Origin of the sequence: Thiomonas delicata (assembly GCF_900088825.1) — a bacterium.
In the GTDB taxonomy this organism is placed as follows: Bacteria; Pseudomonadota; Gammaproteobacteria; order Burkholderiales; family Burkholderiaceae_C; genus Thiomonas_A; species Thiomonas_A delicata.
In genome coordinates this window covers 1071974-1098311 of the sequence record NZ_LT592170.1, presented here as the reverse complement: position 1 = coordinate 1098311, position 26338 = coordinate 1071974, and the positions used below count along the sequence as shown (strand labels likewise).

Sequence of the window (26338 nt, the reverse complement as noted above, 5' to 3'; positions counted from 1 at the left end):
AAGTCAGCAGTGCCATGGCACGCTGGCGGCTACGGTCGCCAGGGCCACGGCTCTCAAATCTTCAATTCCAAGGCCTTCCTATTTGTCCGGACCACATGCGGAGTAAGAAATTGCAAAAACCTCGCCGTCAATGACTTGGCTCGGCATAATCATGGTTCGCTGCGCCGACGTACATTGCGTTAGGCATCTCAGGGAGTAATAGCGCGCATGTCACCCACCACACTTCGGTCGCTGTTCGGGTACAAGTCCTGGGCCAATCAGGAGTTATTCTCCGCCCTTGCCGGGCTACCTGCCGAGCATGCAGAACATCTCCACACATGCATCCGAACGCTGAACCACATCTACGTCGTTGATCGCATCTTCAAGGCCCACCTGAGCGCCGAGCCAAGGCCCTTCGACGCCACGAACACCAAGAGCACGCCCACCCTTGCTCAATTGTGGTCCGATGTGGCGGCCACCGATGCTTGGTACGAGCAATACGCTGCAAGCCTGAGCGCAACCAATCTCGCCGAAGTCATCGACTTCGAATTTACCGACGGGGACAGCGGGCGCATGTCCCGAGAAGAAATCCTGCTCCACGTCATCGCACACGGTGGCTACCACCGGGGTAATGTTGGTCAAGTCCTCAAGTCCATCTCCCTCCCACCGCCTCGCGATCTATACACCAAGTTCCTCCACCAGAGCGAGCCAGCACGAAGGGAGGCTCCAACCCGGCGCTCACCCCTCAGTTCACACGTCAAACCGCATGAATGAAGGTCCGCGCGAAACTACTGCACCGCCAAGCAGCCTGGTCGCAGGTCTGCTCGTCGGCTCCGACTTCCACGACTCTTGGTCAGTTGAATCCAACGCAGTCGAACTCCCAGCGCTTGACCACTTCATCGCTGCCATTGGACATACTCCCAAGTGGGTCAATGCGTGCATGGCCTTGCGCAACCGAACGGCGTCCCTGCTGGGGCTCAAGGACCTTGGCCACCTGTCTGCTCTCATTCCCGGCAAGTCGCCCTCAGAGTACCGCCTAGGCGACCGCGTCGGAATCTTCACGCTCTTCGAGAACACCTTCGACGAAGCGCTGCTCGGAGACAAAGACAAACACCTGAACGTCATTCTGTCGGTTCATCGCGCCTTGCTTCCTGGAGAACCCAAGGTACTGATCACCGTCACCACAGTGGTTCATGTGCACAACTCGCTTGGGCGCATCTATATGCTGCCGGTAAAACCAATGCATCGAGTCATTGTCCCCGCGGTCCTCGACGCGATCGGCAATCGAATGAATAGGGGGTCTGGAACGCAATGGGAAAGAGAAGTCAGTTAAACCCCATGAACGCATCTGCAAAATTTCATAAATCAATCCCTGTGGACAACAGGCGTAGCTCTCCACGCGCGTCGGACGCCGACACGGCGCGCGAGTAGCGCCCGAGTATTTTGATGTTCTTGCGTCGACGGCGTCTGCCGCCCCCCTCCTTGGGCCACACCCGGTAGCCCTCGCTGCGCAACCGCATCAGCACGCCTTCCATGTACCGCGTGTTCCGCAACACAATCATGTTCACAATTAGGCGGAGCGTATTCAACAGGTCTTTTTGTCCTTCGCGGGATGCGTTGGCACGAAGGAGGGAATCGGCATCGAGAGGGCGACTTGCAATTGAGCAGCCTGGCCTCACCCCGTCGATACACCTGTCGTTCCTCGTGGGGTCATACCCGCGCTAATTGCTGATGATCGCCATCACGCCCAGCACGACGAACAGCGAGCCGGCGAGCAACTGGCCGACCCGCAGTGCCTGGCCGCCCGGTGACACGCGGGTACGCAACGGATGGGCAAGCAGGATGCAGAACACGTCGGCGGCAGAAAACAGCAGATTGGCGCAAGCGCCGAGCAAGAACAGTTGCCAGCCGAGCCCGAGCGACACGTCCGGATCGGTGAATTGCAGCAAAAACGAAAAATAGAACAGTGCTGATTTCGGATTCGACGCCTCGATGAACGCGCTCGACGACACAACGTTGTTCGGCACGTCGATCTCCTCGTCATGCCTTACGGGTGCACGGATGCGCTGGATGCCGAGCCAGATCAGATAGCCTCCACCGACCACCTTGAGCACGTGATACAGCATCGGCGATGTCTTCAGCACCGCGACCGCACCGAGCGCGACGATGCAGATCTGGAAAAAGGCGCCGAGGTGGATGCCGAGCGCGGACAGGAAGCCGACACGCCGCCCGTGCTGAAGCGTCAACGATACGGTCTGTAGCAGCGCGGGCCCTGGAATGAAGCCGAAGCCGAGGCAGGTTAGGCCGAAGAACAGCGCTTTTTCTGGCAGCATCAGAAACCGTCTCCGATCACACGGTTCACCGGCTCAAGAATCGCCGGATGGGCAACGATCCGCCCGGATTCCACATGGACCGAGTCATGACAAACGCTGGCGGTTGGTGATCACGCTTTCGGTTGGCTTATCGGATTGCCACTGTTGATCCAGCCAGTCTGCCCACCACTGCATCAGCCCCCGACGCTGGTCGAGATATTGCGCCCGGTTGTACGCCGCGCGAACCGCATCAGTCTCCCGGTGCGCAAGCTGGCGCACGATGACATCGTGGGCAAAACCCGATTGTTCATTGAGCACTGTAGACGCGAGATCCCGGAATCCGCACAAACTGGCAGGGAAAGGGCGAAAAAGCCAACTGAGAACGGTTGGCTTTTGGCAACGGCAATTCAGGTAATCTATGCAAGCATGCGCCCAATCACCCCCCATCGAGCTCACTGCGGTCGATCCGCTTGTGGTTGACCAGTAGCGTGCGTATGGTCAGGCTCGAGACTTGGAAGTAGTGGGCGACATCCTGCTGGTTCTCCATCGAGTAGTCCCCATTCAGCATGGTTTCCACAGCTTGAAAGGGGCTAAGGAGTTCGGCTGCGAACGCGCGCTGCACCTTCTGCCTGTAGGTATCCGAACGCGTGGCAGGGCGCATGGGATCGTTAGTTACACGGATCAAGGTATCACCCAGCAGACGGGCTATCTCGAAACGACGACCGGTATCCCACTTGGAGCGTAGTACGACCCGATTACGCTGCTTGGACTCTGATAAGACAAAGGACAGATCGAATTGCGGTTCTAGTGGTTCTGCGGAATTAAAAATATTTCGTGGGGCACCATACATATCCGCAAGCCGATCGTTCGTGATAGCTACACCCTGGTCCATGTTTTCCTGAGCACGCAACAGTTGTGCTGTACGGGTACCAACCTTCCAGGCGGCGTCTAAGTCACCTGGAATGGGAGTGCGCAGGGTTACACAGTCTTGAGGATTTGTGACGGCACCTCGCTCATGACCCAGCTCGAGCAGGCGCGTGACGTCGGGCACAGCTTTACCCGGTATGCGATTGGCGGCGATTTCCTCAAGAGCGGTTTGGCCTGTAGCCTCGCCATTGCTCAGAAAGCGATTCAGCAGAGCTTCATCCACTTCGCCAGGGTCTTCGCTCAACAATGCTTCGAGCTTGCGGTGCATGGACAGAGTTGGATCTTGTCGCTCCTGGAGCACGTGCTGCCAAATATCGCTCAGATTGCTGTCGGCAACTTGGCGAGTTTGCAATCGTTGCAAAACCGCTTCGATGAACAAGTCCACTTCGCTTTCAAAGTCGGCAGCGGTGATGACACTCACGCTGTCAGTGATATAGCGGTAAGGGGTACGTGCACGCTCGGGCGTGGGTTTAGACACGAGCGTGACGGCTTGCCCATCGGAAACGATGTGGATGTTCGGCCAGATGTAGCCCCCGCCGATGCTCGCCATGGCATGTGAGAGTTCCCACTCGGGTGACTTCTTGTGTGGCTCCCAACGCAGGCGCCACCAATTCCAGGCTAGCCATTCGGCAAAATGGTATGCCGACAGATACGGATCTCGCCGGATGCTTTGCAAAAGACGATCATGTCCCTCCGTCAAGCAGGCATCATAGGCATAAATGCCGAGCGCGGCAAAACCCGCTCGCTCTTCTGGCGACCCAGTTTCCAACTGCGCCCACTCGGGCGTTATTGACCAGCGCTCTGGCATCTTTCTATCCAGACGGACTTCACATACTCGTGCATGACATCCTCATCTTCCAGCGGGTACCCATGATATTCACCGGTGCCATGAGTATCTGTTTTGGCTTCAAACACCTCGCCACGTTCCGATACGCTCCAAATGAACTTCGGGAAGCCGTCTTCCCGCGGCTCACTGAACAAACCGCATTGGATGCCGGTCGCCACAAGGTGCTGTGCCTCACTCAGATTAATGGTGCGCTCCAGATCACACAACGACTTTGTGGGCCGGGGGTTTGCTCGCGGCAGCTCGTAATCAGCTGGATTTCGTTTATGGTGACCGCTACCGACATAGCGCACGTCCCGCATCAATTGCGCCTTCTCCTCCTCAGTCAGGCGCTCTGGCCGGACGATACGGCGTTTGGGGTTATTTCCGGGGCGTTGTGCCATAAAAATTTGCCGCCAAGTTTCGTCCTCAGTAGGAATTGTTCAGCATTCTCGCATAGTTAAGGCCGGCAGGCGGGGCCTGTCACATGGGCTCAACCATCTTGGTCCTGGGCTATGCATTGGTCGTCCGGCAGTCCGGTGACACTTAAGGCATGGTCGCAACAATTGTCGAAGTCAGACTCGGACCGTCACGGCGCCATGCGCTGTCGAACTGGCATGAGGTAATCCCTGGCTGACAAGCTTCTCGTGACTGCCATCGAAGGCGCTCACATGCTATCGATGGGCCGCTCCACGTTCTGGCGCGCCGTCAGCGCCGGCATACTGCCGCAGCCCGTGCGGATCGGCAGCCTCACGCGCTGACGGGTGGCCGATCTGATTCGCGCTGTCGATCCAACCAGTCCGCCCACCACTGCATCAACCCCCGGCGCTGGTCCAGATATTGCGCCCGGTTGTACGCCGCGCGAACCGTATCCGTCTCGCGGTGCGCGAGCTGGCGCTCGATGACATCGTGCGCAAAGCCCGATTGCTCATTGAGCACGGTGGACGCCAGAGCCCGAAATCCATGCGCCGTCATCCGACCGCGATAGCCCAGTCGGTAAAGCGCGAACAGGAAGGTGTTCTCCGACAGCGCATGCCCCGGGCGCAGCGGTGAATCCAGCACCAGATTGCGGTCACCTGTGAGCACCCGAAGTTGTTCAAGCACCGCCCGCGCCTGTTGGGACAACGGTACTACGTGCGGCAATCCTGCCTTCATGCGGTCTGCGGGAACTACCCAGACCGTGCCGTCCTCGCGCAACTCTGACCACCGCATACCGCGCATCTCGCCGACGCGCACGAAAGTCAAGGCCAGTAACTGCAGCCCCAGGCGGGTGACCGGCTCCTCATAGCCGTCGATCGCCGCGAGCAAAGCGCCAGCTTCGCCGGGCGGGATGCTGGCCATCGGTTTTTTCACCTTGCGCGGCTGCAGCACTCGCACCAGACCAGCGGCACCGTGGCTCTCGATGTAGCCCACGTCCTGCGCGTAGTCGAATACCGCCGCGATGCGCCCAGCCACCCGATGAGCAGTTTCCACACGGCCGCCCTTCTGCACGGCCTGCACGACTTCCACGAGTTTTGTGCGTGGGATCTGATCGATCGGCAGCTTACCAATCGCTGGGTACGCGAAGCGCTCCAGCGTCCCGGCTACCTGCCCCTGGTGCTTTCCGTTGGACAGGGAGGGAAGTTTGATCTTCAGCCACTGCTCCGTGATGGCCTTGAACGTCGGTGCGACCTTCGCGATCGGCGTGACTGTCGCCGCCTCGGCCGGTGTGCTTTTGGCCTGCGTATGCGCTTCTCGGGCCTGCGCCAAAGTCATGGCCGGGTAGCGGCCGTAGGTCCGCGTGCGCTGTTTGCCGTTCAGCTCGTAGTTGGCACGCCAGCTTTTCAACCCGGTGGGCGCCACAAAGAGGTACAGGCCGCCGCCGTCGGTGAGTTTGTAGGGCCGCTCCTGCGGCTTGGCTGCGTCGACAGCCTTTACGGTGAGACTCATGGTATCGCCCTTCTGGATACCATGAAAAATACCACGATTGGCGGCTGGCTGGCGTGGTATCGCCTCGGATGCAAAGGGACGATTATGGACGCACTCCCCAATGAAAAAGCCCCACCGCAGAGACTGCGTGGGGCTTTGAGGGACTGCTTTGGATCAATTCTGGCGGAGAGAGGGGGATTCGAACCCCCGAAGGGCTGTTAACCCTTACACGCTTTCCAGGCGTGCGACTTAAACCGCTCATCCATCTCTCCGGGAACCCATAATGGTAGCAGGCCGCCCGGCCGGCGCGGAGCGTGGGCCGACTCCTCGCGCATGGGCGCAGAGGCTCGGTTCCGACTGGCCGTGGCCGTGCAAAGGCCGGAAATCCTTGCCGGCAGGCGCCGGATTCAGTTCAACTGCTCGCCCAATTCGGCCGCGCGGTTGGCCGCGGCCTGGAGCGCGGCGCCAAAAGTCTGAGCGACGCCGTGTTCGGCCAGCACGTCCAATGCGGCCGCCGTCGTGCCGCCCTTGCTCGTGACTTGCTCGCGCAGCTGCGCCGGCGACAGCGGCGACTGCGCGGCCAAGGCGGCAGCGCCGGAAAACGTGCCGAGCGCCAAGCGTTTTGCGGATTCGGCGGGAAGCCCCATGCGGGTTCCCGCATCGATCATGGCTTCGAGCAGGTAGAACACATAGGCGGGCCCCGAACCCGAAAGGGCCGTCACCGCGTCGAGCTGGGCCTCTTGTTCCACCCACAGCCATTGGCCGGTCGGATTGAGCAGGCGCTCGGCACGGGCGCGGTCGTCGGCCGTCGCCTGCGGGCTGGCATACAACCCCGCGATCCCCTGCCCGATCAGTGCCGGCGTATTGGGCATCGCGCGCACGATGCGCCGCGCCCCCGCCCGCCGCGCAATCGCGGCGCAACGCACCCCGGCCATCACGCTGATATGCAGCGCAGCGCCGAAATGCGGCGCACAGGCCACGGCCGCCTCGGCGAAGCTCTGCGGCTTGACGGCCCAGACCACCGCCTCGGCCTCGCCCAGTTCCGCCACGGCCCCCTCGTACACGCGGACACCGAAGCGCTGCCGCAGGCTCTCGCGCTGCGCCGCCTGCGGCTCGATGACCAAGATGGACGAGGCTGCCGATCCGGCCTGGATCAGCCCGCCGATGAGCGCGCCGGCCATATTGCCGCCGCCGATGAAAGCGAGTGTTGAGGAGTTCATGGGGTGATTATCAACGGATACACGCCGCAAACCCCCTTTCGTTGCCAGATCGGCCGACAAGGGTGAAATCGCAAAGTCCGAAAACACCAAGCCCAAAGAAAGAGAGGAAAGAATGGTCCAACTTATTTCATTTTGTTATTTATGTTGCAAAACAAATCATCTCCGATTTTTGTCGGGAAAATACTACCGTTCATCCAGATTTTTCCGCATACATCGCGTGATCCAAACACAATCACCTGCAAGGAGTCGAGCGCATGAAAACATCTCGTGGATTCACCCTCATCGAGTTGATGATCGTCGTGGCGATAGTCGCCATCCTCTCGGCCATCGCCCTGCCGGCCTACAACGGCTACGTCACGCGCAGCAAATTGCCCGAAGCGTTCTCCGGCTTGTCGGGCATGAGCGTTGCCATGCAGCAGTACAACCAGGACAACCGTAGCTACCTGGCAACAGGCGGCGGCGCAACCACTTGCCCTGTGCCCGTCGCCACGGCAAAGGATTTCACATTCGCATGCAGCAACGTCACCCAGACAACATTCACCATCACCGCAACCGGAACATCGGCCGACCTTTCCGGCCTGAGCTACACGATCGACGAGAACGGCACCAAAACCACGCCCACCGTGCCATCAGGCTGGACGGCCCCGAGCGGCCAATGCTGGGTGCGCAACCAGTCCGGAGACTGCTGAGATGAAACACTCGGCGGGGTTCACACTCATTGAGCTTTTGATCACCATCGCAGTGGCCGCCATCCTCGGCCTGCTGGTCGTGCCGAACCTGGTCGACATGGTGGATGCGGGAAAGACATCCGTGCTCGTCAACCAATTTCCCCAAGACGTCGCATGGGCACGCAATCAGGCCGTGACCAGCCAGCAACCCGTAGCCATGACCCTCGGCCCACAAAACTGTACGTGGAGCACCACTGTGGGCGGAAATACCAGCACAGAGCACTCGATGAGCGCGGCGCAAGTGGCCGCGCAATACCCCAACGTGACTTGCGTCATCAGTACAGGCACATCGCAAACGCTGACGTTTGACACGCAAGGCTTCATCAGTGCCTCGCCCACCATCACCGTCAAAGCCGGGACAGGCCAGACCTGGACCCTCCAAATGCTCGCATCGGGCAGCGTGATCCTCAATAGCGATACCGCATCATGAGAATGCATCCACCACGTCAGGCAGGCATGTCGCTGATCAGCGTTCTGGTTGCCATCGTCATCTTCGCTCTGGGCATGCTCAGCATTGCCTCGGTGTATTCGCTCGCGGTGCCAGCGCAGACCAGCAACGAGGTCGCAATCGACTCTGCGGCACTCGGCAATCAGTTCTGGGGCTTGTTGCAGGCCGATCCGGGGCTGGTTGGGCAAATCGGCACCAGCGCCGCGGTGTCATACACCAGCGCCACGGCTGCAACCGCACCGGCCAGCCTCCAGTTCTGGCTGGCCAATGTGTTCAACAATCCGCAAACCAGGCTTCCCAACGCCCAGGTCACCATCACGCCTGGCCAGGGCGCCGAGGGCAACCCCTGCACGGCGCCCAGCCCCACCACCACCCTGTGCGGCGTCACATTGAACATTCAGTGGAACCCAGGCAATGGAGTGCGCAGCCAAACCTACAACTACCAAGTGGGGTTCTGACATGGCCCCAGCCCGCACCTTGCTTCGAGCCAAGCCGCGTCAGCATGGGCTGACCCTCATCGAGTTGATGGTCGCCCTGGTCGCAGGGCTCATCTTTTCGCTTTCCGTACTCATCGTGCAATCGGCGCTCACACGTCAAAACATTCAAATGTCCGATGTCACGCAGCGCGACAACCAATCCCGCGCCGCACTGGACTTGCTGACCCGCGACCTCAGCAATGCAGGGTTCATGCTCGGCGGCGTGCAATCACGCTGCAGCGTCACGCTCGCCTACAACAGCACGGCCCCCATCGGCAACGCTTTCTTCCAGTACCCGGTGTCCGCCGCGTCGCAGCCACTGGCGTTGCCAACCACCTCCAGCCTCAACGGCACGCCCGATCCTAGCCAGTATGGCACTGCCAGCCAATTCACTGACATGATGGTCTTCAGTGGCACGAACAGCGCGCTGCGGGTGCCGAGCAACGGCAACCCCGCCACTTACGTGGTGCAAAACTCGACGACCCAGGCCGCAACTGGCCAAGGCGCCTTGAACAGCAGCACATTGCCCCTGGGCTCGACCACGGGTATCAACCCGAACGACGCCGCCTTGCTGCGCATGCCCTTGAACGGCAAGCTGGTGTGCTTCCGCGTGCCCATCTCCAACGTCGGCCCAAGCACCTCCACTTCGTCGACCTATGTCAACAGCAAAAGCACCAACCTGTTTCCGTCGACGGGTTATGCCGCATTCGACCCGCAGCTTCAAGCCGCGGGCATCCTGCCCGCCGGTGGCCAGCTAACCAACGCCAACTTCATCCAGTCTCGCCTCACGGACCTCGGACCGCAAAGCACCAGCACCGAACAATCCGTGGTCTATTACATCGGCAACTTCGGCAACGGCAACGGCGGCACCTATCCCATGTTGATGCGCGCCGTGATCAACGCCGAGAACGACACCCTTGTGGGCACACCCAATCCCGTGGCGGCCGGCGTCGTGAGCTTGCAAGCCCTTTTTGGCGTCGATGAAACCAATTCCGGCGCCGTCACGAACTACCTGACCTGGCCCGACGTGGTCGCCGGCAACTACACCAGCGCCGTGCGCAGCGTGCTGTTCGCCATCGTCACCAAGACCCTGCACGGGGACCCGAAGTATTCAGGGCCAAGTGGTGGTGTGGTCGCCATCCCGAACCCCGGCGGCCCAGGCAATGACAGTTTCGTGAACTACACGGTGCCTGCGGCCTATCTGACCGACCGGTTCTCCGTCCTCGAATCCGAAATCGCCATCAGGAACCAGATATGGCCGCACTGAACCGCCCTGTGGCGCGCAGGCCCGAACGGGGCTATGTCATGCTGCTCACGCTCATTACCCTGCTGGTCCTGCTCTTTGGCGTGTTGTTCACGATGCGCGGCACCCTGCTGCAAACCGCGATGACTGGCAACACCATGCAAAGACAGAAGGATGTCCAGGCCAGCGACCTGGCCCTGCGGCTCATGCAGCAAACCATCATTCAGACCGCGCAAAGCGCCGGCAGCGTGCCATTGGAGATTGCCGCCAACGGCAAAGCTTGGTTCTATATACCCCCGAACACGGGCTCGCCCTGGCCAGTACCCGGCACCGGCACCGCAGCGACCTATTGGCAAACATGCCAGGCCGCAAGCACCTGCGACACCGTGGCGAACGCCGCCTCGAGCGTCACCCCCCCTCCGCCAAGCCTGCCCGCTGGCTACACCGCCTTGGTGACCGTGGTGCCCACCAACCAACCCGTTGACGCCTACAGCTGCGGCACAACCGGATACACGGCGAACTACTACGACATTTTCCTGCATACGACCGAAGCCAACGGCGCCACTGCTGCGAACACCGAAACGGTGTTCAAACTCTGCACGCCAACATCATGAGCACTGATGCCGATAGATTCACTCGGATATTCAATCCCTATAGCGTAAATATCGAATACGAGGCTTGTCAAGCCACTCCTGCGCAAACATTATACATCGCCAGTACGTTTGCCTAATGAACGACCCCATCATCTCTTTATTCGCCACGAACAAGCAAAAAATCACCTCCGTCACTCTGCGCAAGAGGTTTCATTATGTATAAAAATATTCTTTTGAAAATCGCCCGCACACTACCAATAATCATTGGTCTTGGCATAGCCACTGCGCAAGCAGGAACCACTGTCGTCGATGATTTCACGGGCACCTCTGCGAATTTACCTTGGAAGGCCTTTAATGGCGCCTGCCTGACAGCAGGAAATGGCACTGGCTCAATCCCGGCATGCAAGGGACTTGCTTACTACGGCAACGAAACCCAAACCGGATTAACGAATAATCAAGACACGCCAGGCTCTGGCGCACTGCGATTTACAAATGGCTGCGCCAACGGAACGTGTTATTACCATCAAAATGGGGCCATCATCTCAACGACCCCATTTCCTAGCAACCAAGGTATTCAAGTTACCTTTACAACTTACACCTATGGCGGGGACAACTCAGGGGGCCATGGCGCCGATGGCATCGGGTTCTATCTTCTCAATGGAACGCAGGCGCCTAATATAGGTGCCTGGGGCGGGAGCCTTGGCTATAGTTGCTCGAATACAAACTCACCATATAACGGCATGGCTGGTGCATACCTTGGCTTGGGAATTGACGAGTACGGAAATTTTTTGAACCAGAGTGACAACACAGCAACCGGCTACGGTTACCAACCAGGACGAATCGGGCTTCGTGGGTATGGAAATATAAACCTAGCTTCCTTGCAGGCCATTGACCCATCAGCAACAGCATCCACGGTCCAAGCAGTCTGCAAAAACGGTGGCAGCTATGAAGACCACAGCCTTCCAGATTATGCAGCCATACCTGGCGCCTACAAAGTATTACCCTCCAATCAACCAATTGCGAATGAGTCCGCGACAACAAGAACACAGGCAACACCAATTACATACAAACTCATAATTACATCCAATGGATTATTAAGCTTCTCCTACAATTACAATAATACAGGATTTACGCCTGTTATTACCAAACAGGACATTTCATCTTCAAACGGCCCCATGCCACCCAGCTTCCTCTTTGGCTTTGGTGGGTCCACTGGGGGCAGCGACAATGTTCATGAAATCACCTGTTTTGAGGCAAGCCCTTCAACACGCGCGACCAGTTCTCCGATCGCACCGCTTTCCCTCTCGGCAGGTAGTCTGATCTATGAGTTGAGCAGCAACCCCGACCCGGTTGCAGGCCACGTCCAGGCGTTCCAGACTGTTGCCGCGCCCACGTCGGCCGCCAGTGCCCCTGTCGGTACAGCTAGCGGAGCCTACAAGTGGGATGCTGGAGACCCTCAATACATGCCAGTCAGCGCACGAACGAGCGATCTGTACTCCACCGGCCCAACACCCTCCACGGGATCGCCTGCGGGCGCTGGCGTTGTGACCTTGCTGACATCGCTCGATTCGGCAGCGTTCGCCTTGACTTCGTCGCACATTAGCACCTGCGTGCCGAACATCGGCACCATTCTCGACTTCACCTTCGACCCGTCCTACAACACCGCAGGCGACACGACCAGTCCCGCCTACCCGGCCGGGCCGAGCGGTTGTTCTTATCTGGCCGGCCGGCAATTGAACTGGATGCTCGGAGGCCTTAGCCAGAACGACCATGCTCAATATCTGGGCCCGCCTGGAAACGCCAATTTCTTGAGCCTGGGTGGCTATGTACCCTTCGCGCAGAACAATAACAACCGAGAGAAACTCTTGCTATTCACCAGCAATGATGGTTTTCTCTACGCGGTGGACGCCACGACTGGAGATCTGGTCTGGGGCTGGATGCCGCGACCGTTCGTTGCATCATTGTGGGACTACAAAAACTTTCAGTCCTATGGTTACTTCGACGGTGGCTTCACCACGACCGATGCCGTCGACACGAGTACCAACCCGGCCGCGAGCGACTGGGCGACTTATGTCGTGGGAACTGCACAAGGCGGCGCTTATCACTATGCGCTCAAACTCAGCAGCAATACCAGCGGCAGCTCGACCTCCCCGCCATTGCCCACCAGCCAAACGTGGGGGACTATGGTTACGGTACCGCATGCGACATCGCCCCAAGAACAAGCGCCGGTGATCGTGACCGTCAATAACACGCAATATGCTTTATACATCGTCAATACAACTACCGGAACTGGTAGTAGCGCCGTCACCACCAGCACGTTGTATGAGCAGAATGTAGCAACCGGACTCCCGGCGAGTGGGACCGCCATTTCAGCCGCGCTCCCCTTCGTCGCAAATAGTTTAATCACATACGTATCATCCACGGGTTCCGTATGGATCGGTGACAACAACGGCGGTGTGTGGAGTTTGAACGTCTCCGGCACCGCCTCATCGGATGCGGGGAACGCGGTGCAAGTGGCCACCACCAGCCCCAAGGCGCCGATCAACTTTGTTGGATACACGGAGATTAACGGACTGCCCTATATCTGGGCGGCAACCCAGAACGAAATCACGGCATTCTCATTGTCAGGAGGCACCTCCCAAATCCTTTGGGCGAGCAGTGGCGGCACGAGCCCCAGCGGGTATTTACCTAATGGCAGTAGCGGCAGTCTGCAATCCAGCACCTCTGTTATGCCGTTGCAAAGCGGGGGGCAGATCTCTGCGCCGCCTACCTTGGTCAACGGAGTGTTGATTGTGCCGGTATACGTACCGCCCACATCGAGCTGCTCCTTAGTAGGGGTTGGATATTACGATCTATTCGATTTATTGTCTGGCGGCTTACCGAAAATCCCCATCACTTACAAAAACAATGCGATCACTAACGGCATTGTTTCGCTGGGATCTGGAATTCCATATACGCCGTCGGTTTCAGTCACGCAGAATGGGACTGTCGTCTACCCTGGCAATAGCCAAGCGCCGAATCCCCAAAACCCGATCAGCCCGATTTTGTTTGGCGGCAGCGTGATGAACAAACCGGTTGCGTGGCGCCAGTATTGATAATCCGCGTTGCAGATTGAATGCGAAGGGGCACGCTTCAAACCTCCTTGCAGCAGCGGAGCAGCGTTGACGACAAAGGCACTGCACGCCAGCGGTGGCGCCGATCATATTGCGGTTGGCGTCGTCGCCAGCGGGGCCAATTGCAGCCCTGATCGGCGACCGCGCCCGGCTCTGGATGCGCGGCGCCGATTCGGCGAACACCCACCCGCGCCGCGACTCCTCGCACTTCGGGCGCAAGAACAGGCACAGGGCGGCGAAGCAGCGCGCACAATGCTTCGACGGGCAGCGCCATGCGAGCGATACTCTGCCCCCCCAAAATGAGTGTTGCATTTGCCACCCGCAGGCAGACACTTATTCCGTCAGGATATGTCTTTTAGCCGGCGATTCGCCACACACTCCTGGAAACATTCATCCCTTGCTGCCGCAGGACGACATCTGGCTCAAACCATCGGCGCGCGGCCGACCGATGAAGCGAAACTGAAATGCCAAGATTTCCGTGAACCTTCCATCGCTGCATGGCACAGACTGAATACCCTACCCATCAATGGAGTGTTGCCATGCAAGCCAAGAACGTCGCGAAATCCGCCTTTTCCATGCCCTTGTCCAGCCCGGCCTATCCGCGTGGCCCCTACCGCTTCGTGGATCGCGAATTTCTCATCATCACCTACCGCACCGACCCGCGGGCCCTGCGTGAACTGGTGCCGGAGCCGCTGAATCCGGCCGGCGACACCGCCAAGTTCGAGTTCATCCGCATGCCCGATTCCACCGGTTTCGGCGACTACACCGAGTCGGGCCAGGTCGTTCCCGTCACCTACAAGGGCAAGCCCGGCACCTACCAGATCGCCATGTTTCTGGACGACGAGGCGCCGCTGGCCGGCGGGCGCGAAATCTGGGGTTTTCCGAAAAAGCTCGCCAAGCCCCGCCTGCGCGTGGAGTCGGACACGCTGCTGGGCACGCTGGACTACGGATCGGTGCGCATCGCCACCGGCACCATGGGCTACAAGCACGAGGCGCTCGATCTGGAAGCCGTGCGCAAAAGCCTGCTGGCGCCCAACTACCTGCTCAAGATCATCCCGGACGTGGATTGCTCGCCGCGCATCTGCGAACTCGTCACCTATTTCCTGGAAGACGTGACGGTCAAGGGCGCCTGGAGTGGGCCGGCCGCGCTGGAATTGCACGCGCATGCGCTGGCTCCCGTTGCCAGCTTGCCGGTGCTGGAAGTGTTGTCCGCCGTGCACCTCGTGTCGGACCTCACGCTGGGCCTCGGCAAGGTCGTGCACGACTACCTTGGCAAATAGCGTTCAACGCCGGCAGGACAAACGGCATGTGGCGAGCTGGTTTGTGTAAGGATATGGGGGTTTCAAGCGACAATTAATACGTTTAATCCGTTCACAATTCATAGAAACTTCGGAGGCTCAACCATGAAAGACCCCGCCAACACCCTCGATCGCGTCGACCGGCGCATCCTTGCCCTGCTGCAGAGCGATGGACGCATGTCCAACCTGGCACTGGCCCAGGCCGTGCATCTGTCGCCCACCGCCGTGCTCGAACGCGTGCGGCGGTTGGTGCGCGAGAAATTCATCCTTGGCTACGAAGCCAAGCTCAATCCGCAAAAGCTCGGCGCCGCGTTGCTGGTGTTCATCGAGGTGGTGCTCGACCGCACCTCGCCCGACGTGTTCGACCAGTTCAAGGCCGCGGTGAGCAATCGGCCCGAGATCATGGAATGCCACATGGTGGCAGGCGGCTTCGACTACCTGCTCAAGACCCGCGTGGCCGACATGCCGGCCTACCGCGATTTTCTCGGCAGCGTGCTGCTGAGCCTGCCGGGCGTGCGCGAAACCCACACCTACGCGGTGATGGAAGAAGTGAAGAACTCGCAGGCCTTGCAGGTGGAATGAATCCCTGCGCGCCGGGTCGGTTCACGCCGCCCTGGCCTGCCTGGGTTCAGCTTTGGGTTTTGTCTTGTGTTCCGGCGCGGGAGCCGGCGCGAGCTTGCTCACGCCAGGCAGATCACACGCCAGCACCGCGCGACGCAAGGCCTCGATGGCTTCCAGGCGGGTGAAGCTCTTGCGCCATGCCAGCACGACGCGGCGCGACGGCACGGGCTCTCGAAACGGCACGTAGCAGATCTGCCCCGGCCCCTCCGGCGGCGCCTTGCCGGGCTCGAACGGCACCGACAGCTTGGGCAGGATGGTGATGCCCATGCCCGAGGCGACCATGTGCTTGATGGTTTCCAGCGACGAACCCTCGAAACTCTTGCGGATGCCGCCGGCGTCCGGCGAGAACCTTGCGAACTCCGGGCAGACTTCCAGCACGTGGTCGCGGAAGCAGTGCCCGGTTCCCAGCAGCAACATGGTTTCGTCCCGGATCGCCTCGCTGCTCACCGGCGCGCCATGCGCCAGGCGGTGGCCGTGCGGCACGGCCACCAGGAAGGGTTCGTCGTACAACGGCGCGATGGCCAGGCCATGGTCGGGAAAGGGCTCGGCCAGGATGGCTACGTCCAGCTCGCCGTTGCGCAGCATGTCCAGCAGCTTGACGGTGAGCTGTTCCTGCAGCAACAAGGGCATCTGCGGCGTGGACCGGATCACCTGCTTGACCAGCGGCGGCAGCAGATAAGGCGCCACGGTGTAGATCACGCCCAGGCGCAGGGGGCCCGCCAGGGGATCCTTGCCGCGCTTGGCGATTTCCTTGATGCCGGCCGCCTGTTCGAGCACGCGCTGGGCCTGCTCGATGATTTCGTTGCCGATGGGGGTGATGCTGACCTCGGTGCCGCCGCGCTCGAAAAGCTTCACGTCCAGCTCCTCTTCCAGCTTCTTGATGGCCACCGACAACGTGGGTTGGCTGACGAAACAGGCTTCGGCGGCGCGCCCGAAATGGCGCTCACGGGCCACGGCAACGATATAGCGGAGTTCGGTCAATGTCATAGATGAAATTAAACCAGACTACGGCATGAATTGCCTGGTCCTATGAAAAAGACCTGCGCTTCTTCAATGACTCGTGAACGACGCGTGCGGACACGCCGACGGCGACCGCTCAGGCCGCCAGCCAGTCCAGCCGCCCCCCGAGCCAGCGGTGCAGGTGTTGCCGCGCCGCCTCCGGGTCATGGCGCAGCAGCCACAAGGCGGCTTCCCGCGCGGATTCCAGCAAGGCGGCATCGGTCTGCAAGTCGGCATGGCGCAAGGCCTGCAGGCCGGACTGGCGCTGGCCCAGCAACTCGCCGGGGCCGCGCAGCTCCAGGTCTTTTTGCGCGAGCACGAAACCGTCGGCACTGTCGCGCAAAGCCTGCAGCCGTTCGCGCGCCATGGCCGAAAGCGGGGGCGTGAACAGCAGCAGGCATTCGGCGGCGTCGGTCCCTCGCCCCACCCGCCCACGCAACTGGTGCAGCTGCGACAGGCCGAAGCGTTCGGCATGCTCGATGACCATGAGGGTGGCCGCCGGCACATCCACGCCGACCTCGATCACCGTGGTGGCCACGAGCAGGCGCAGCCGCCCGGCGGCGAAATCGGCCATGACCTGCGCCTTGCGCGCGGCCGCGAGCCGCCCGTGCAGCAGGCCCACCTGCGCCGCGTCCTCGCCCAGCACCGCCTGCAGTTCGGCGAACGTGGCCTCGGCGGCGCGCAGTTCCAGCATCTCGTTTCGGCGCGGGGTTCGGCCGCGCGCTGGCGCTCCGCTTTCGCGTTGCGCCGGCATCGCCGCGACGGTCGGCGCAACGTCTTCCACGAGCGGACAGACCCAGTAAACCTGGCGCCCGGCGGCGACGAGCTCGCGCACGCGCTGCACGACGGCGTCGCGCTTGTCGGCGGCGAACACGCGGGTGCGCACGGGACTGCGCCCGGGTGGCAGGTGGGCAATGGTGGAAACATCCAGGTCACCGAACACCGCCATGGCCAGGGTGCGCGGTATGGGCGTGGCGCTCATCATCAGCAAGTGCGGTTCGCGCACCTCGTCCCCGCCGCGGTCCATACCCTTGGCGCGCAGCGACAAGCGCTGGGCCACGCCGAAGCGGTGCTGCTCGTCGACGATGGCCAGGCCCAGCCGGGTGAAGCGCACCTTGTCCTGGATGACCGCGTGGGTGCCCACCACCAGCTGAGCCTCGCCGCTGGCGGCGAGCTTCAGCGCGGCGTCGCGCTCACGTTTGGTCTGCGCGCCCGACAGCCACGCCACCCTCACGCCCAGCGGCTGCAGCCAGTCGGCCAGCTTGCGCAGGTGCTGGGTCGCCAGGATGTCGGTGGGCGCCATGAGCGCGCACTGGAAACCGGCGTCGACGGCCTGGGCAGCGGCCAGCGCCGCCACCACGGTCTTGCCGCTGCCGACGTCGCCCTGCAGCAACCGGTGCATGGGCCGGTCCTGCGCGAGATCGGCGGCGATTTCGGCGGCGCAGGCCTGCTGGTCGGGCGTGAGCGCGAAGGGCAGCGCGGCGAGCAGGCGCGTTTCCAGGCGGTCGGGCCCGGCGCGCCGGACAAGCGGCCATGCCCGCAGACCCGTCCGCTTGGCGCGCGCCTGCTGCTGTGCGAGTTGCTGGGCCAGCAGCTCGTCGAACTTCACACGCTGCCAGGCGGGATGGCTGCGGTCCTCCAGCGACGCCAGCGGCGTGCCGGGCGGCGGCGCGTGCAGCAGGTCCAGCGTGCCGGCCATGTCGGGCAGGTGCAGGCGGCGAAGGAGTTCGGCGGGAAGCCACTCGCGCATGTCCAGCCTGGCGCGCGCGGCGGCGATGGCCTTGCGCAGCCATGCCTGGCCGATCCCCGCGCCGGCCGGGTAGACCGGGGTCAGGCGCTCGGGCAACGGCGCGTCGGGCGCCGCCACGCGGCAGGCGGGGTGCACCATCTCCATGCCGAACAGCCCGGCGCGCGGCTCGCCAAGGATGCGCAGCAGCTTGCCCGGCGCGTACTGGCGCGACCAATTGGGGTAGAAGTGGAAAAAACGCAGCTCCAGGGTGCCGCTGGCATCGGCCACCTGCACGCGCAGTTGCCGGCGCGAGGAACCCGCCACCTCGGACTGCGTCACGCGGGCCTGCACCAGCGCGGAGCGCGCCTCGCGCAAGTCGGCGATGGGCGTGATGCGGGTTTCGTCGATGTAGTGCAGCGGCAGATGCAGGGCGTAGTCCCAGTCGCTGCGCAGGCCCAGGCGCTCGCCGGGCGAGGTGGGCTTGGGTGGGGAAGCTGCCGGGCTGCGCGGGCGGGGAGGCATCGGCGCATTGTAGGAAGGGGCTGTCTTGTGATGGAGGGCCCGCGGTTCGCGCCGCACGGGATCAAACATGGGCCGCCGCGAGCCTGCACTCCATCCCGGCGGCAAATCCCCCTGCCGGCACGATTGCAAGCTTTTTGTTAAATTTGGTTGCACTTCGACCCGCTCCAACCATGCACGCCCGCTCCGTCCGCCACAGCATCTGCCTGGTCACCGTGACCATGCTGGCGCTGCTGTTGGCGCTGGCGCCGTTCGTGCATGGACATCTGGGTCAACCGGTGCAGCAGGGCTGGCACCTCCATGCCGGGCCGCTGGAAGTCGGTCGCGGCGGCAGTGCTTCGCCGGCCTACGCCGGCGCGCAGGGTTCGGGCAAGAATCTCTCCCTCCTGCTTGCGCACGAATCGGCCGCCGTCGAGGTGTCGGTGGGCCCGAGTACGCTGCGCGTCTTGCGCATCGCCTCGGCGCACGCACCAGCCCCCGCGCCTGAACCCTGGTTGCACGCCGACCCGGCGCATGCCCTGGCCTGGGCTCGGCACATGGCCGCCGAACGTGTCGGGCGTGCCGAGCCGCAGCCCTCGCCGGCCTCGCGCGGCGCGGCCGGTCTGCCGCCTCCGGGCCACGCCCCGCCCCTGCTCCTGGCCTGAAGCCTGCACGCGGCTTCCGCCGCCGCGTGGCCCTGCCGCATCCGTGCCGACGGCACAGGCGAACCCTGTGCCTGAACGTTCGCGTTGCACGCACCCTGCCCGCCCTTGAAGGAGCCCGGCCATCCGGGATGACAGATGCCTCGAACCATCTTTTCACGCGCGCCATTTGCCGGCACCCTGTTCGCCGCCCACTTGGGCCTCGCGATCGCGGTCCTCGCCGCCTTGCCCGCCACCGCCACTGCCGCGACACCCGGCGTCATCGCCATCTCGACCGACCAGCAAACCGCGCTGGGCGTGCGTCTGGCGGTGGTGCAGGCCGCCACCGCCGCGCAGATCGATCTGCCCGCCCGCGTGACCGTGCCGCTGTCGCAGCAGGCGGTGGTGGCCGCGCCCGCCGCCGGGTTGATCACCCGCTTGCTGGTCAACCCCGGCGACGCGGTGACAAGCGGCCAGCCGCTGGCCGAACTCAGCAGCCCGCAAATCGCCCAGTTGCAGCGCGAGCGCAGCGAGGCGCAAAGCCGGCTCGATCTGGCGCGGCGCCAGTTGCAGCGCGACACCACATTGGTGAACGAAGGCATCGTGCCCAGCGCCCGGCTGGATACCGCCCGCGCCCAGCACCGCGAAGCGCAGACCCTGCTGGCCGAGCGCGATCTGGCGCTCAAGCTGGCCGCGGCAGGCCCCGGGCTGAATGGCTTGGCCGTGCTGCGCGCGCCCATCGCCGGGGTCATCACCGAAACCACCGCCCTGCCGGGGCAGCGGGTGGACATGGCCGCGCCGCTGTTCCGCATCGCGCAGCAAGGCCAGCTCTGGCTGGAGATCGACGCCAGCCCGCAGCAGGCCGCAGCGCTGCACGTTGGCGCAGCGGTGACCGTGCCGGAGTCGCAGGCGCGCGGCGTGGTGCAAGCCATATCCACGGCGTTGAATGCGGGGCAGAGCGTGCTGCTGCGGGTGCGCGTCACCCAGCCCGGCGGCTTGCAGGCCGGCGCCGTGGTGCTGGCGCGCCTGAGCCTGCCGGCGCAAGCCGGGGTATGGCGCGTGCCGCCCGCGGCGGTGACGCAGATCGAGGGGCGTGACGCGGTGCTCGTGATGGTCAAAGATGGGTTCCGCATCGTGCCCGTCACCGTTGCCGGACGCTTGAATGACGCCGTGATGGTCAGCGGTGCGCTCAAGGCGGGTGACAAGGTTGCTGCCGCCAGCGTGGTGGCGATCAAGGCCGCGGCAGGCGAGGTGACCCCATGAACCTCATGTTCCTCACGCATGGCGCGCTGCGTCAGCGCCTGCTGACCCTCGGCGCCATGCTGGCGCTGGTCGCGGGCGGCATCGTGGCCTGGCGCGCGCTGCCCATCGACGCCTTTCCCGATGTCTCGTCGCCGCAGGTGAAGATCATCATGAAGGCGCCGGGCATGACCCCGGAGGAAGTGGAGACGCGCATCGTCCTGCCCATCGAGCAGGAGGTGCTGGGCATCGCCCACAAGAGCATCGTGCGCTCGGTCTCGAAGTACGGCATTGCCGACATCACGGTGGACTTCGCCGAAGGCACCGACGTGTACTGGGCGCGGCAACAGGTGGGCGAGGCGCTGGCCAATGTGCGCGGCGAGTTGCCCGCATCGGCGCAAGGCGGGCTGGCGCCGATCACCACGCCCTTGTCGGACCTGTTCATGTTCACCGTCGGCGGCGACGCCAGTCTTGAGGCCAGGCGCAGCGCGCTGCAATGGCTGATCCGTCCCGTGCTGCGCACCGTGCCGGGCGTGGCCGACGTCAATATGCTCGGCGGCGACGTGCGCGTGTTCGAGGTGCGCCCGGACCCGGCCAGGCTCTCGGCCTGGGGCTTGTCGCTCGACCAGTTGCGCACGGCCCTGCAAACCAACAACAGCAACGACGGCGCGGGCCGCCTGGACGAGGGCGAAGAAACGCGCATCGTGCGGGTGCAAGGCGCCTTCGCCAATGCCGACGACATTCGCAACAGCGTCGTCGCCAAAGTGCGCGACACGCCCGTACGGGTGGGCGACGTGGCGCAGGTGAGCGTGGACAGCAGCACGCGCTACGGCATCGTCACCGCCGATGGCCAGGGCGAAGCGGTGGAAGGCATCGTGCTCGGCCTGCGCGGCGCCAATGCGCAGCAGGTGATTCGCGGCGTGAAGGAACGCCTCGCCGAGTTGGAACCGCGCCTGCCGCAAGGCATGACCCTGCGCGTGTTCTACAACCGCAGCCAGTTGGTCGAGCGCGCTGTGGGCACCGTGACCCGCGCTTTAGGCGAAGCCGTGGCGCTGGTGCTGGTGATGCTGCTGCTGTTCCTCGGCAACTGGCGCGCGGCGCTGGTGGTGGCGATCACGCTGCCGCTGTCGGCGCTGGCCACCTTCATCCTCATGCGCTGGGCCGGTTTGAGCGCCAACCTGATGAGCCTGGGCGGTCTGGCGATCGCCCTGGGCATGCTGGTCGACGCCGCCGTGGTGGTGGTGGAGAACCTGGTCAACCATATGGCGCACGACCCGGAAAATGCGCCTGACCGCAGCCCCGGCGCAGCGACCACCGACCGCCTGGGACGCATCATGCGCGGGGTGGCGGAAGTGTCGGGCCCGGTGCTGGCGGGCGTGGCCATCATCGCCATCGTGTTCCTGCCCCTGCTCAGCCTCGAAGGGCTGGAGGGCAAGCTGTTCCGCCCGGTGGCGCTGACTATCGTGTTCGCGCTGGGCGCGTCGCTGCTCATCGCGCTGACCATCGTGCCGGTGATGGCGTCGTTCCTGCTGAAAACGGTTCCGCACAGCGACCCCTGGCTGGTGCGCAAACTCTCGGCGGGCTATCAACGGGTGCTGAACTGGAGCTTCGCCCACAGCCGCATCGTGGTCGCGGTGTCGCTGCTCTCGCTGGTCGCCGCGGGATGGGCTTACACCCGCGTGGGCAAAACCTTCATGCCGACGCTCGACGAGGGCAACATGATCGTGCAGTTGCAAAAACTGCCCTCGGTCAGCCTGGGCGCGACCGCCGCGCTCGACCTGCGGGTGCAGCAGGCGCTGCTGAAACAAGTTCCCGAGATCGAGTCCATCGTCGCCCGCAGCGGCTCGGACGACCTCGGTCTCGACCCGATGGGGTTGAACGAGACGGATACGTTCCTGGTCCTGAAGCCCGCATCGGAATGGCGCGGCAGCAAGGACCAGGTGATCGCAGCGATGCGCGAGGTGCTGGAGCGTTTTCCCGGCGTGGACTTCGGCTTCACCCAGCCCATCGAGATGCGCGTGTCGGAAATGCTCACCGGCAGCCGCGGCGATCTGGTGCTGAAGATCTTCGGCCCCGACATCGCCCAGCTCGGTGCCTTGTCGCAGCAAGTCGCGCAGGTGCTCAAGGCCGTTCCCGGCGCGCAGGAAGTGCTGGCGGCGCGTCCCGAGGGCGTGCAATATCTCACGGTGCAGGTCGATCGCCTCGCCGCAGGCCGCGCCGGCTTCGATGTGGACAGCCTGCAGCAAGACTTGCGCGCCCTGGTCGAAGGCCAGCCGCAAGGCATCGTGCTCGAAGGCGTGCGCCGCACGCCCCTGCTGCTGCGCGGCGGAGCCGATTTGCGCAGCAATCCGCAAGCCTTCTCGCATGTGATGCTCACCGCGCCCGACGGCACCGCCTACCCGCTGTCGCAACTCGCACGGCTCAAGCCGACCCAGGGCCCGGTGCTGGTGGCGCACGAGGACGGCAGCCGCTTCGCCGCGGTACAGACCAATGTGAGCGGACGCGACTTGGTGAGCTATGTCGCCGAGGCCAAACAAGCCGTGGCCGCCAAGGTGAAGCTGCCCGAGGGTGTGCGCCTGCAGTGGGGCGGTCAGTTCGAGAACCAGCAACGCGCCGCCGCCCGCCTTGGGCTGGTGGTGCCGGTGGCGCTGGCGCTCATCTTCGCGCTGCTGATGACCACCTTCGGCTCGGCGCGGCAGTCGGTGCTGGTGTTCGCCAACATTCCGTTCGCGCTGGTGGGCGGTGTGCTCGCGCTGTGGGCCAGCGGGCAATACATGTCGGTGCCCGCCTCGGTCGGCTTCATCGCCCTGCTGGGCATCGCCGTGCTCAACGGCGTGGTGCTGGTCAGCCATTTCAACGAACTGCTGCAGCGCGGCCTGCCGCTGCCGCAGGCGGTGCGCGATGGTTCCATGCGCCGCCTGCGCCCGGTGATGATGACCGCCACCATCACCGCGCTCAGTCTCATCCCCTTGTTGTCGGCCACCGGGCCGGGCTCGGAAATCCAAAAGCCCCTGGCCATCGTCGTGGTCGGCGGGCTGCTGAGTTCCACCGCCCTGACCCTGGTGTTGCTGCCCCTGCTGTTCGCCCGCTTCGGCCTGCCGCGCAAGGAGCGCGAAGCCGAAGCAGCGGCCAACCCGACGGAGAACGTCTGATGGATTTCACCTCTCGACCCTTTGCCCTGCGCGCCTTGGTTGCCGCACTGGCGCTGCTGTTCACCACGTCCCTACCGGCACTGGCCGGTGGTGCGCCACAGCCTGGCTCCGCGCCGGCCAAGCCGTCGGCGCAAGCACCCGAGTCGACCATCGCGCAGGACATGCTGCCGCAGTTGAGCGCCCTGCCGCGTCCCACGCTGCCGTCATTCGCCCAGCTCGACCGGCTGCTGGCCGACACGCCCCTGCTGCACGAGGCGCAGGCCATGCGGCAGGCCGCCCTGCAAAACGGCCAGGCGCTGCGCTCCGGCACGCAAGAGTTCACCGGCCAGGCGCAGGTGCAGCAGCGCCGCATCGACGCCCCGCCGGACAACGGCAACTACGCCGAATGGCAGGTGCTGATCAACCGTCAAATCCGCCTGCCGTCTCAAGCGCAGGCCGACAACCGCATGGCGGACGCCTTGACCACATCGGCCAACGCCGGCTTGATCGGTGCACGGCAACAACTGTTGACCGATGTGCTCGCCGCCTGGTTCGCCGCGCAGCGCGCCCAGGCCGAGGCGGCGCTGGCGCAGCAGAACCTCGGCTTGATGCAGGGGCAGGTGCATGCCTTGCAGCGCCGCAAGGCGCTAGGCGACGCCAGCGTGCTCGAACTGGAGCAGATGCAGGCCGAGGAAGCGCGCGCGCAGTCCGCACTGTTGCTCGCGCAAGGGCTGGCGTCGAGCAGCCGCGCCGCGCTGGAGGCGCGCTATCCCGCGCTCGCGGGCGACACCACCCTGAGCGGGCAGGCGGGGAGCACGGCGCAGCTCGTCCTTCCCGATCAGCCGGCCGATGCCCTGCGCGCCCTCGTGGAACAAAACAGCGCCACCCTCGCGCGCGACCGCGCCGCGCTGCAACAGGCGCAGGCAAAGGCTGGACAGGCCACGGCAGCGCGCACCCCGCAGCCAACGGTGGGAGCCTACGTTGGCGCCGATCGCGGCGGTCGCGAGCGCATCATCGGCCTGCAGTTTGCCATGCCCTTCGGCGGCCCGGCGCGCGTGTCGACCGAGCGCGCCGCACTGGCTGAAGTGGACGCCGCGCAATGGCGCTTGCGCGACGCCCAGGCGCTGACGCTGGCCGAATTCCAGCGGCTCTGGGCCACCGCCCAATCGCAGGCCGCGGGCGCGAAAGCGATGGATCAGGCCGCGCAGGTGCAGATCCAGGCCAGTGTCCGCATGTTGCGCGCCTACCAGTTGGGCGAAGCGGGCATCTCTGACTGGCTGCTGGCCCGCCGCAGCGCGCTCGACGCGGTGCGGCAGGCGCTGCAATCGCGCTTCGACGCCGCCGAGTCGGCAGCGCTGCTCAAGCTGCAGGCCGGGCTGCTGTTCGATGCGTCATCCAGCGCAGCGGTGATGCCGGCGGCAAACCCAGTCCAGCCCCAGTGAAGCGTTCTGCAGCAGACCAGCTGGTCAAGACTTCCTGCTACCTCAGCGTGAAGTGACAGGAAGCAGCGTGCTGAACGCTTGACTCGCTACCGCCTGAACTGGCATGGCCTGTAGTCCTGCCGCAAGACGGCCCAGGGCGCCATAGTTTGGTTAAACAAGCATCTCGAACACGAGCAAGACGAGAAAGCCGAGGAAAAAGGCTTCGAGCGCCAGAGCGATGGTGAACAGCACGCCTTGTTTCGCACCTGCGGCGAAACCGACGCCGATGGGAAGGCCATCGCGGGTGAAGTCGACAGCCAGGGTGAGAATCAGGCTGCGTGGCTGGCGCTTCGGTTCCTGGCCTTCAAGCGCGTTTTGGTCTGGCGCTTGTGTCAGCATTTTCAGCCCCAGCATGACCGCTACACCAAGGGAAAAGCCGATGATCGTGACGAGCGTCAACGCCCGGTGCATCACGTCTGGCAAGAGCTCCGTGGCCAACGCAGCAACACCACACCGGCTGCGAAATGCTGCACGGCGCTGCGGGCTGCAGCCCCGTGCGTGCGAACAGCGCCGACGATACCGCCGATCACAACGACAGCAGCAGGGATGGTGGCATAGGCCAGCACGTTCAAGAACGCGTTCATCAGGGCAAATCGCTCACGCGGCCCAGTTACGGTGTGGGGTGGTCGATATGAAAAAAACGAAGCTGGCCGGGTGTTCACCATCATTCCCGGCGCCGGGCATGCGCCGATTGTTGGACGGGGCGCGTGGCCTCGCGGCCAACGTGCCCCGTGCTCAAACGCCTTGCAGTCTCAGTCGAAAATTTCTTTCCAGAACGATTGCCGGCCCTGCATCGGGCCATGGCGCCCATGGTGTTTAACACCGTTGTGGTGGCCGTCGTTTTGGCCATCACTTTCAGGCTATGGTGATGGACGGCCCGCTTGCTGTGGTGCGTTGGCCGCCTCCTGTCGCTGGCTGCGCTCGATGATCT

At 63.3% G+C, this 26338-nt stretch carries 25 protein-coding genes and 1 tRNA gene; 14 read left to right on the top strand and 12 right to left on the bottom strand.

Going from position 1 to position 26338, the window contains the following annotated elements:
- Positions 1-207 precede the first annotated feature (207 nt).
- Positions 208-753 carry a DinB family protein gene (locus THIARS_RS05160; RefSeq protein ID WP_013123635.1) on the top strand — a complete coding sequence of 182 codons (546 nt, stop codon included), beginning with the start codon at positions 208-210 and terminating at the stop codon, positions 751-753.
- Positions 746-1312, top strand: coding sequence for a DUF2867 domain-containing protein (locus tag THIARS_RS05155; protein WP_013123636.1), 567 nt, complete (start codon positions 746-748; stop codon positions 1310-1312). The genes THIARS_RS05160 and THIARS_RS05155 overlap by 8 nt, the downstream gene beginning before the upstream one ends.
- 25 nt (positions 1313-1337) lie before the next feature.
- Here the strand turns inward: THIARS_RS05155 and THIARS_RS19245 are convergent, their stop codons facing one another.
- The 8 genes from THIARS_RS19245 to proC form a co-directional block, all read right to left on the bottom strand.
- The gene (locus THIARS_RS19245; RefSeq protein WP_425444226.1) at positions 1338-1658 is read right to left on the bottom strand and encodes a Tn3 family transposase; all 321 of its coding nucleotides are present in this window, start codon (positions 1656-1658) and stop codon (positions 1338-1340) included.
- A gap of 42 nt (positions 1659-1700) precedes the next feature.
- Positions 1701-2312: a LysE family translocator gene (locus THIARS_RS05145; RefSeq protein WP_013123637.1), complete on the bottom strand. Its 612-nt coding sequence runs from the start codon at positions 2310-2312 to the stop codon at positions 1701-1703.
- 84 nt (positions 2313-2396) lie between these two features.
- Positions 2397-2609 (bottom strand): hypothetical protein, encoded by a 213-nt coding sequence (locus THIARS_RS05140; protein ID WP_041608442.1) that lies wholly within the window; start codon positions 2607-2609, stop codon positions 2397-2399.
- A gap of 118 nt (positions 2610-2727) precedes the next feature.
- The gene (locus THIARS_RS05135; RefSeq protein ID WP_013123638.1) at positions 2728-4026 is read right to left on the bottom strand and encodes a hypothetical protein; all 1299 of its coding nucleotides are present in this window, start codon (positions 4024-4026) and stop codon (positions 2728-2730) included.
- Entirely contained in the window at positions 4005-4445 is a 441-nt protein-coding gene (locus THIARS_RS05130) for a hypothetical protein (protein WP_013123639.1), read from the bottom strand. The genes THIARS_RS05135 and THIARS_RS05130 overlap by 22 nt, the downstream gene beginning before the upstream one ends.
- A gap of 346 nt (positions 4446-4791) precedes the next feature.
- Complete coding sequence (locus THIARS_RS05125; RefSeq protein ID WP_013123640.1) at positions 4792-5970, bottom strand: tyrosine-type recombinase/integrase; 1179 nt, start codon at positions 5968-5970, stop codon at positions 4792-4794.
- 160 nt (positions 5971-6130) lie between these two features.
- Positions 6131-6221: transfer RNA gene (locus THIARS_RS05120), tRNA-Ser, on the bottom strand.
- 135 nt (positions 6222-6356) lie between these two features.
- Positions 6357-7169 (bottom strand): pyrroline-5-carboxylate reductase, encoded by an 813-nt coding sequence (proC, locus tag THIARS_RS05115; RefSeq protein ID WP_094159759.1) that lies wholly within the window; start codon positions 7167-7169, stop codon positions 6357-6359.
- A gap of 254 nt (positions 7170-7423) precedes the next feature.
- On the opposite strand from proC, the gene THIARS_RS05110 reads away from it, so the two are divergent.
- From THIARS_RS05110 to THIARS_RS05075, 8 genes are all read left to right on the top strand, one after another.
- Positions 7424-7858, top strand: coding sequence for a type IV pilin protein (locus THIARS_RS05110; RefSeq protein ID WP_094159758.1), 435 nt, complete (start codon positions 7424-7426; stop codon positions 7856-7858).
- Between the two features lies 1 nt (position 7859).
- On the top strand, positions 7860-8327 hold the full coding sequence (locus tag THIARS_RS05105) for a GspH/FimT family pseudopilin (RefSeq protein WP_094159757.1): 468 nt from the start codon (positions 7860-7862) through the stop codon (positions 8325-8327).
- Positions 8328-8329: 2 nt separating this feature from the next.
- On the top strand, positions 8330-8803 hold the full coding sequence (locus tag THIARS_RS05100; RefSeq protein WP_245845543.1) for a type IV pilus modification PilV family protein: 474 nt from the start codon (positions 8330-8332) through the stop codon (positions 8801-8803).
- A gap of 1 nt (position 8804) precedes the next feature.
- Entirely contained in the window at positions 8805-10088 is a 1284-nt protein-coding gene (locus THIARS_RS05095; RefSeq protein ID WP_186436630.1) for a PilW family protein, read from the top strand.
- Entirely contained in the window at positions 10076-10678 is a 603-nt protein-coding gene (locus THIARS_RS05090) for a hypothetical protein (RefSeq protein ID WP_094159754.1), read from the top strand. Before THIARS_RS05095 ends, THIARS_RS05090 begins: the two co-directional genes overlap by 13 nt.
- Before the next feature lie 194 nt (positions 10679-10872).
- Positions 10873-13752, top strand: coding sequence for a lectin-like domain-containing protein (locus THIARS_RS18175; protein ID WP_141202337.1), 2880 nt, complete (start codon positions 10873-10875; stop codon positions 13750-13752).
- 557 nt (positions 13753-14309) lie between these two features.
- Complete coding sequence (locus THIARS_RS05080; protein WP_094159752.1) at positions 14310-15050, top strand: acetoacetate decarboxylase; 741 nt, start codon at positions 14310-14312, stop codon at positions 15048-15050.
- Positions 15051-15173: 123 nt separating this feature from the next.
- Positions 15174-15650 (top strand): Lrp/AsnC ligand binding domain-containing protein, encoded by a 477-nt coding sequence (locus THIARS_RS05075; RefSeq protein ID WP_094159751.1) that lies wholly within the window; start codon positions 15174-15176, stop codon positions 15648-15650.
- A 21-nt stretch (positions 15651-15671) separates the two neighbouring features.
- Here the strand turns inward: THIARS_RS05075 and THIARS_RS05070 are convergent, their stop codons facing one another.
- Positions 15672-16676, bottom strand: coding sequence for a hydrogen peroxide-inducible genes activator (locus tag THIARS_RS05070; protein ID WP_094159750.1), 1005 nt, complete (start codon positions 16674-16676; stop codon positions 15672-15674).
- Between the two features lie 109 nt (positions 16677-16785).
- Positions 16786-18939, bottom strand: a complete 2154-nt coding sequence (gene recG / locus THIARS_RS05065; protein WP_094160644.1) for an ATP-dependent DNA helicase RecG — start codon at positions 18937-18939, stop codon at positions 16786-16788.
- 170 nt (positions 18940-19109) lie between these two features.
- Between recG and THIARS_RS05060 the strand changes: the two genes are divergently transcribed.
- The 4 genes from THIARS_RS05060 to THIARS_RS05045 all read left to right on the top strand — a co-directional run bounded on the left by THIARS_RS05060 (position 19110) and on the right by THIARS_RS05045 (position 25368).
- Positions 19110-19580, top strand: coding sequence for a hypothetical protein (locus tag THIARS_RS05060; protein ID WP_094159749.1), 471 nt, complete (start codon positions 19110-19112; stop codon positions 19578-19580).
- 135 nt (positions 19581-19715) lie between these two features.
- The gene (locus THIARS_RS05055) at positions 19716-20819 is read left to right on the top strand and encodes an efflux RND transporter periplasmic adaptor subunit (protein ID WP_094159748.1); all 1104 of its coding nucleotides are present in this window, start codon (positions 19716-19718) and stop codon (positions 20817-20819) included.
- The gene (locus THIARS_RS05050; RefSeq protein ID WP_094159747.1) at positions 20816-23947 is read left to right on the top strand and encodes an efflux RND transporter permease subunit; all 3132 of its coding nucleotides are present in this window, start codon (positions 20816-20818) and stop codon (positions 23945-23947) included. The genes THIARS_RS05055 and THIARS_RS05050 overlap by 4 nt, the downstream gene beginning before the upstream one ends.
- A complete protein-coding gene (locus THIARS_RS05045; RefSeq protein WP_094159746.1) occupies positions 23947-25368 on the top strand; it encodes a TolC family protein in 1422 nt (473 codons plus the stop codon). Before THIARS_RS05050 ends, THIARS_RS05045 begins: the two co-directional genes overlap by 1 nt.
- A 150-nt stretch (positions 25369-25518) precedes the next feature.
- Here THIARS_RS05045 and THIARS_RS05040 read toward each other — a convergent pair whose 3' ends face one another.
- Positions 25519-25806, bottom strand: coding sequence for a ZIP family metal transporter (locus tag THIARS_RS05040; protein WP_141202336.1), 288 nt, complete (start codon positions 25804-25806; stop codon positions 25519-25521).
- A gap of 11 nt (positions 25807-25817) precedes the next feature.
- Positions 25818-25991, bottom strand: a complete 174-nt coding sequence (locus THIARS_RS18550; RefSeq protein WP_186436572.1) for a hypothetical protein — start codon at positions 25989-25991, stop codon at positions 25818-25820.
- Positions 25992-26338 lie beyond the last annotated feature (347 nt).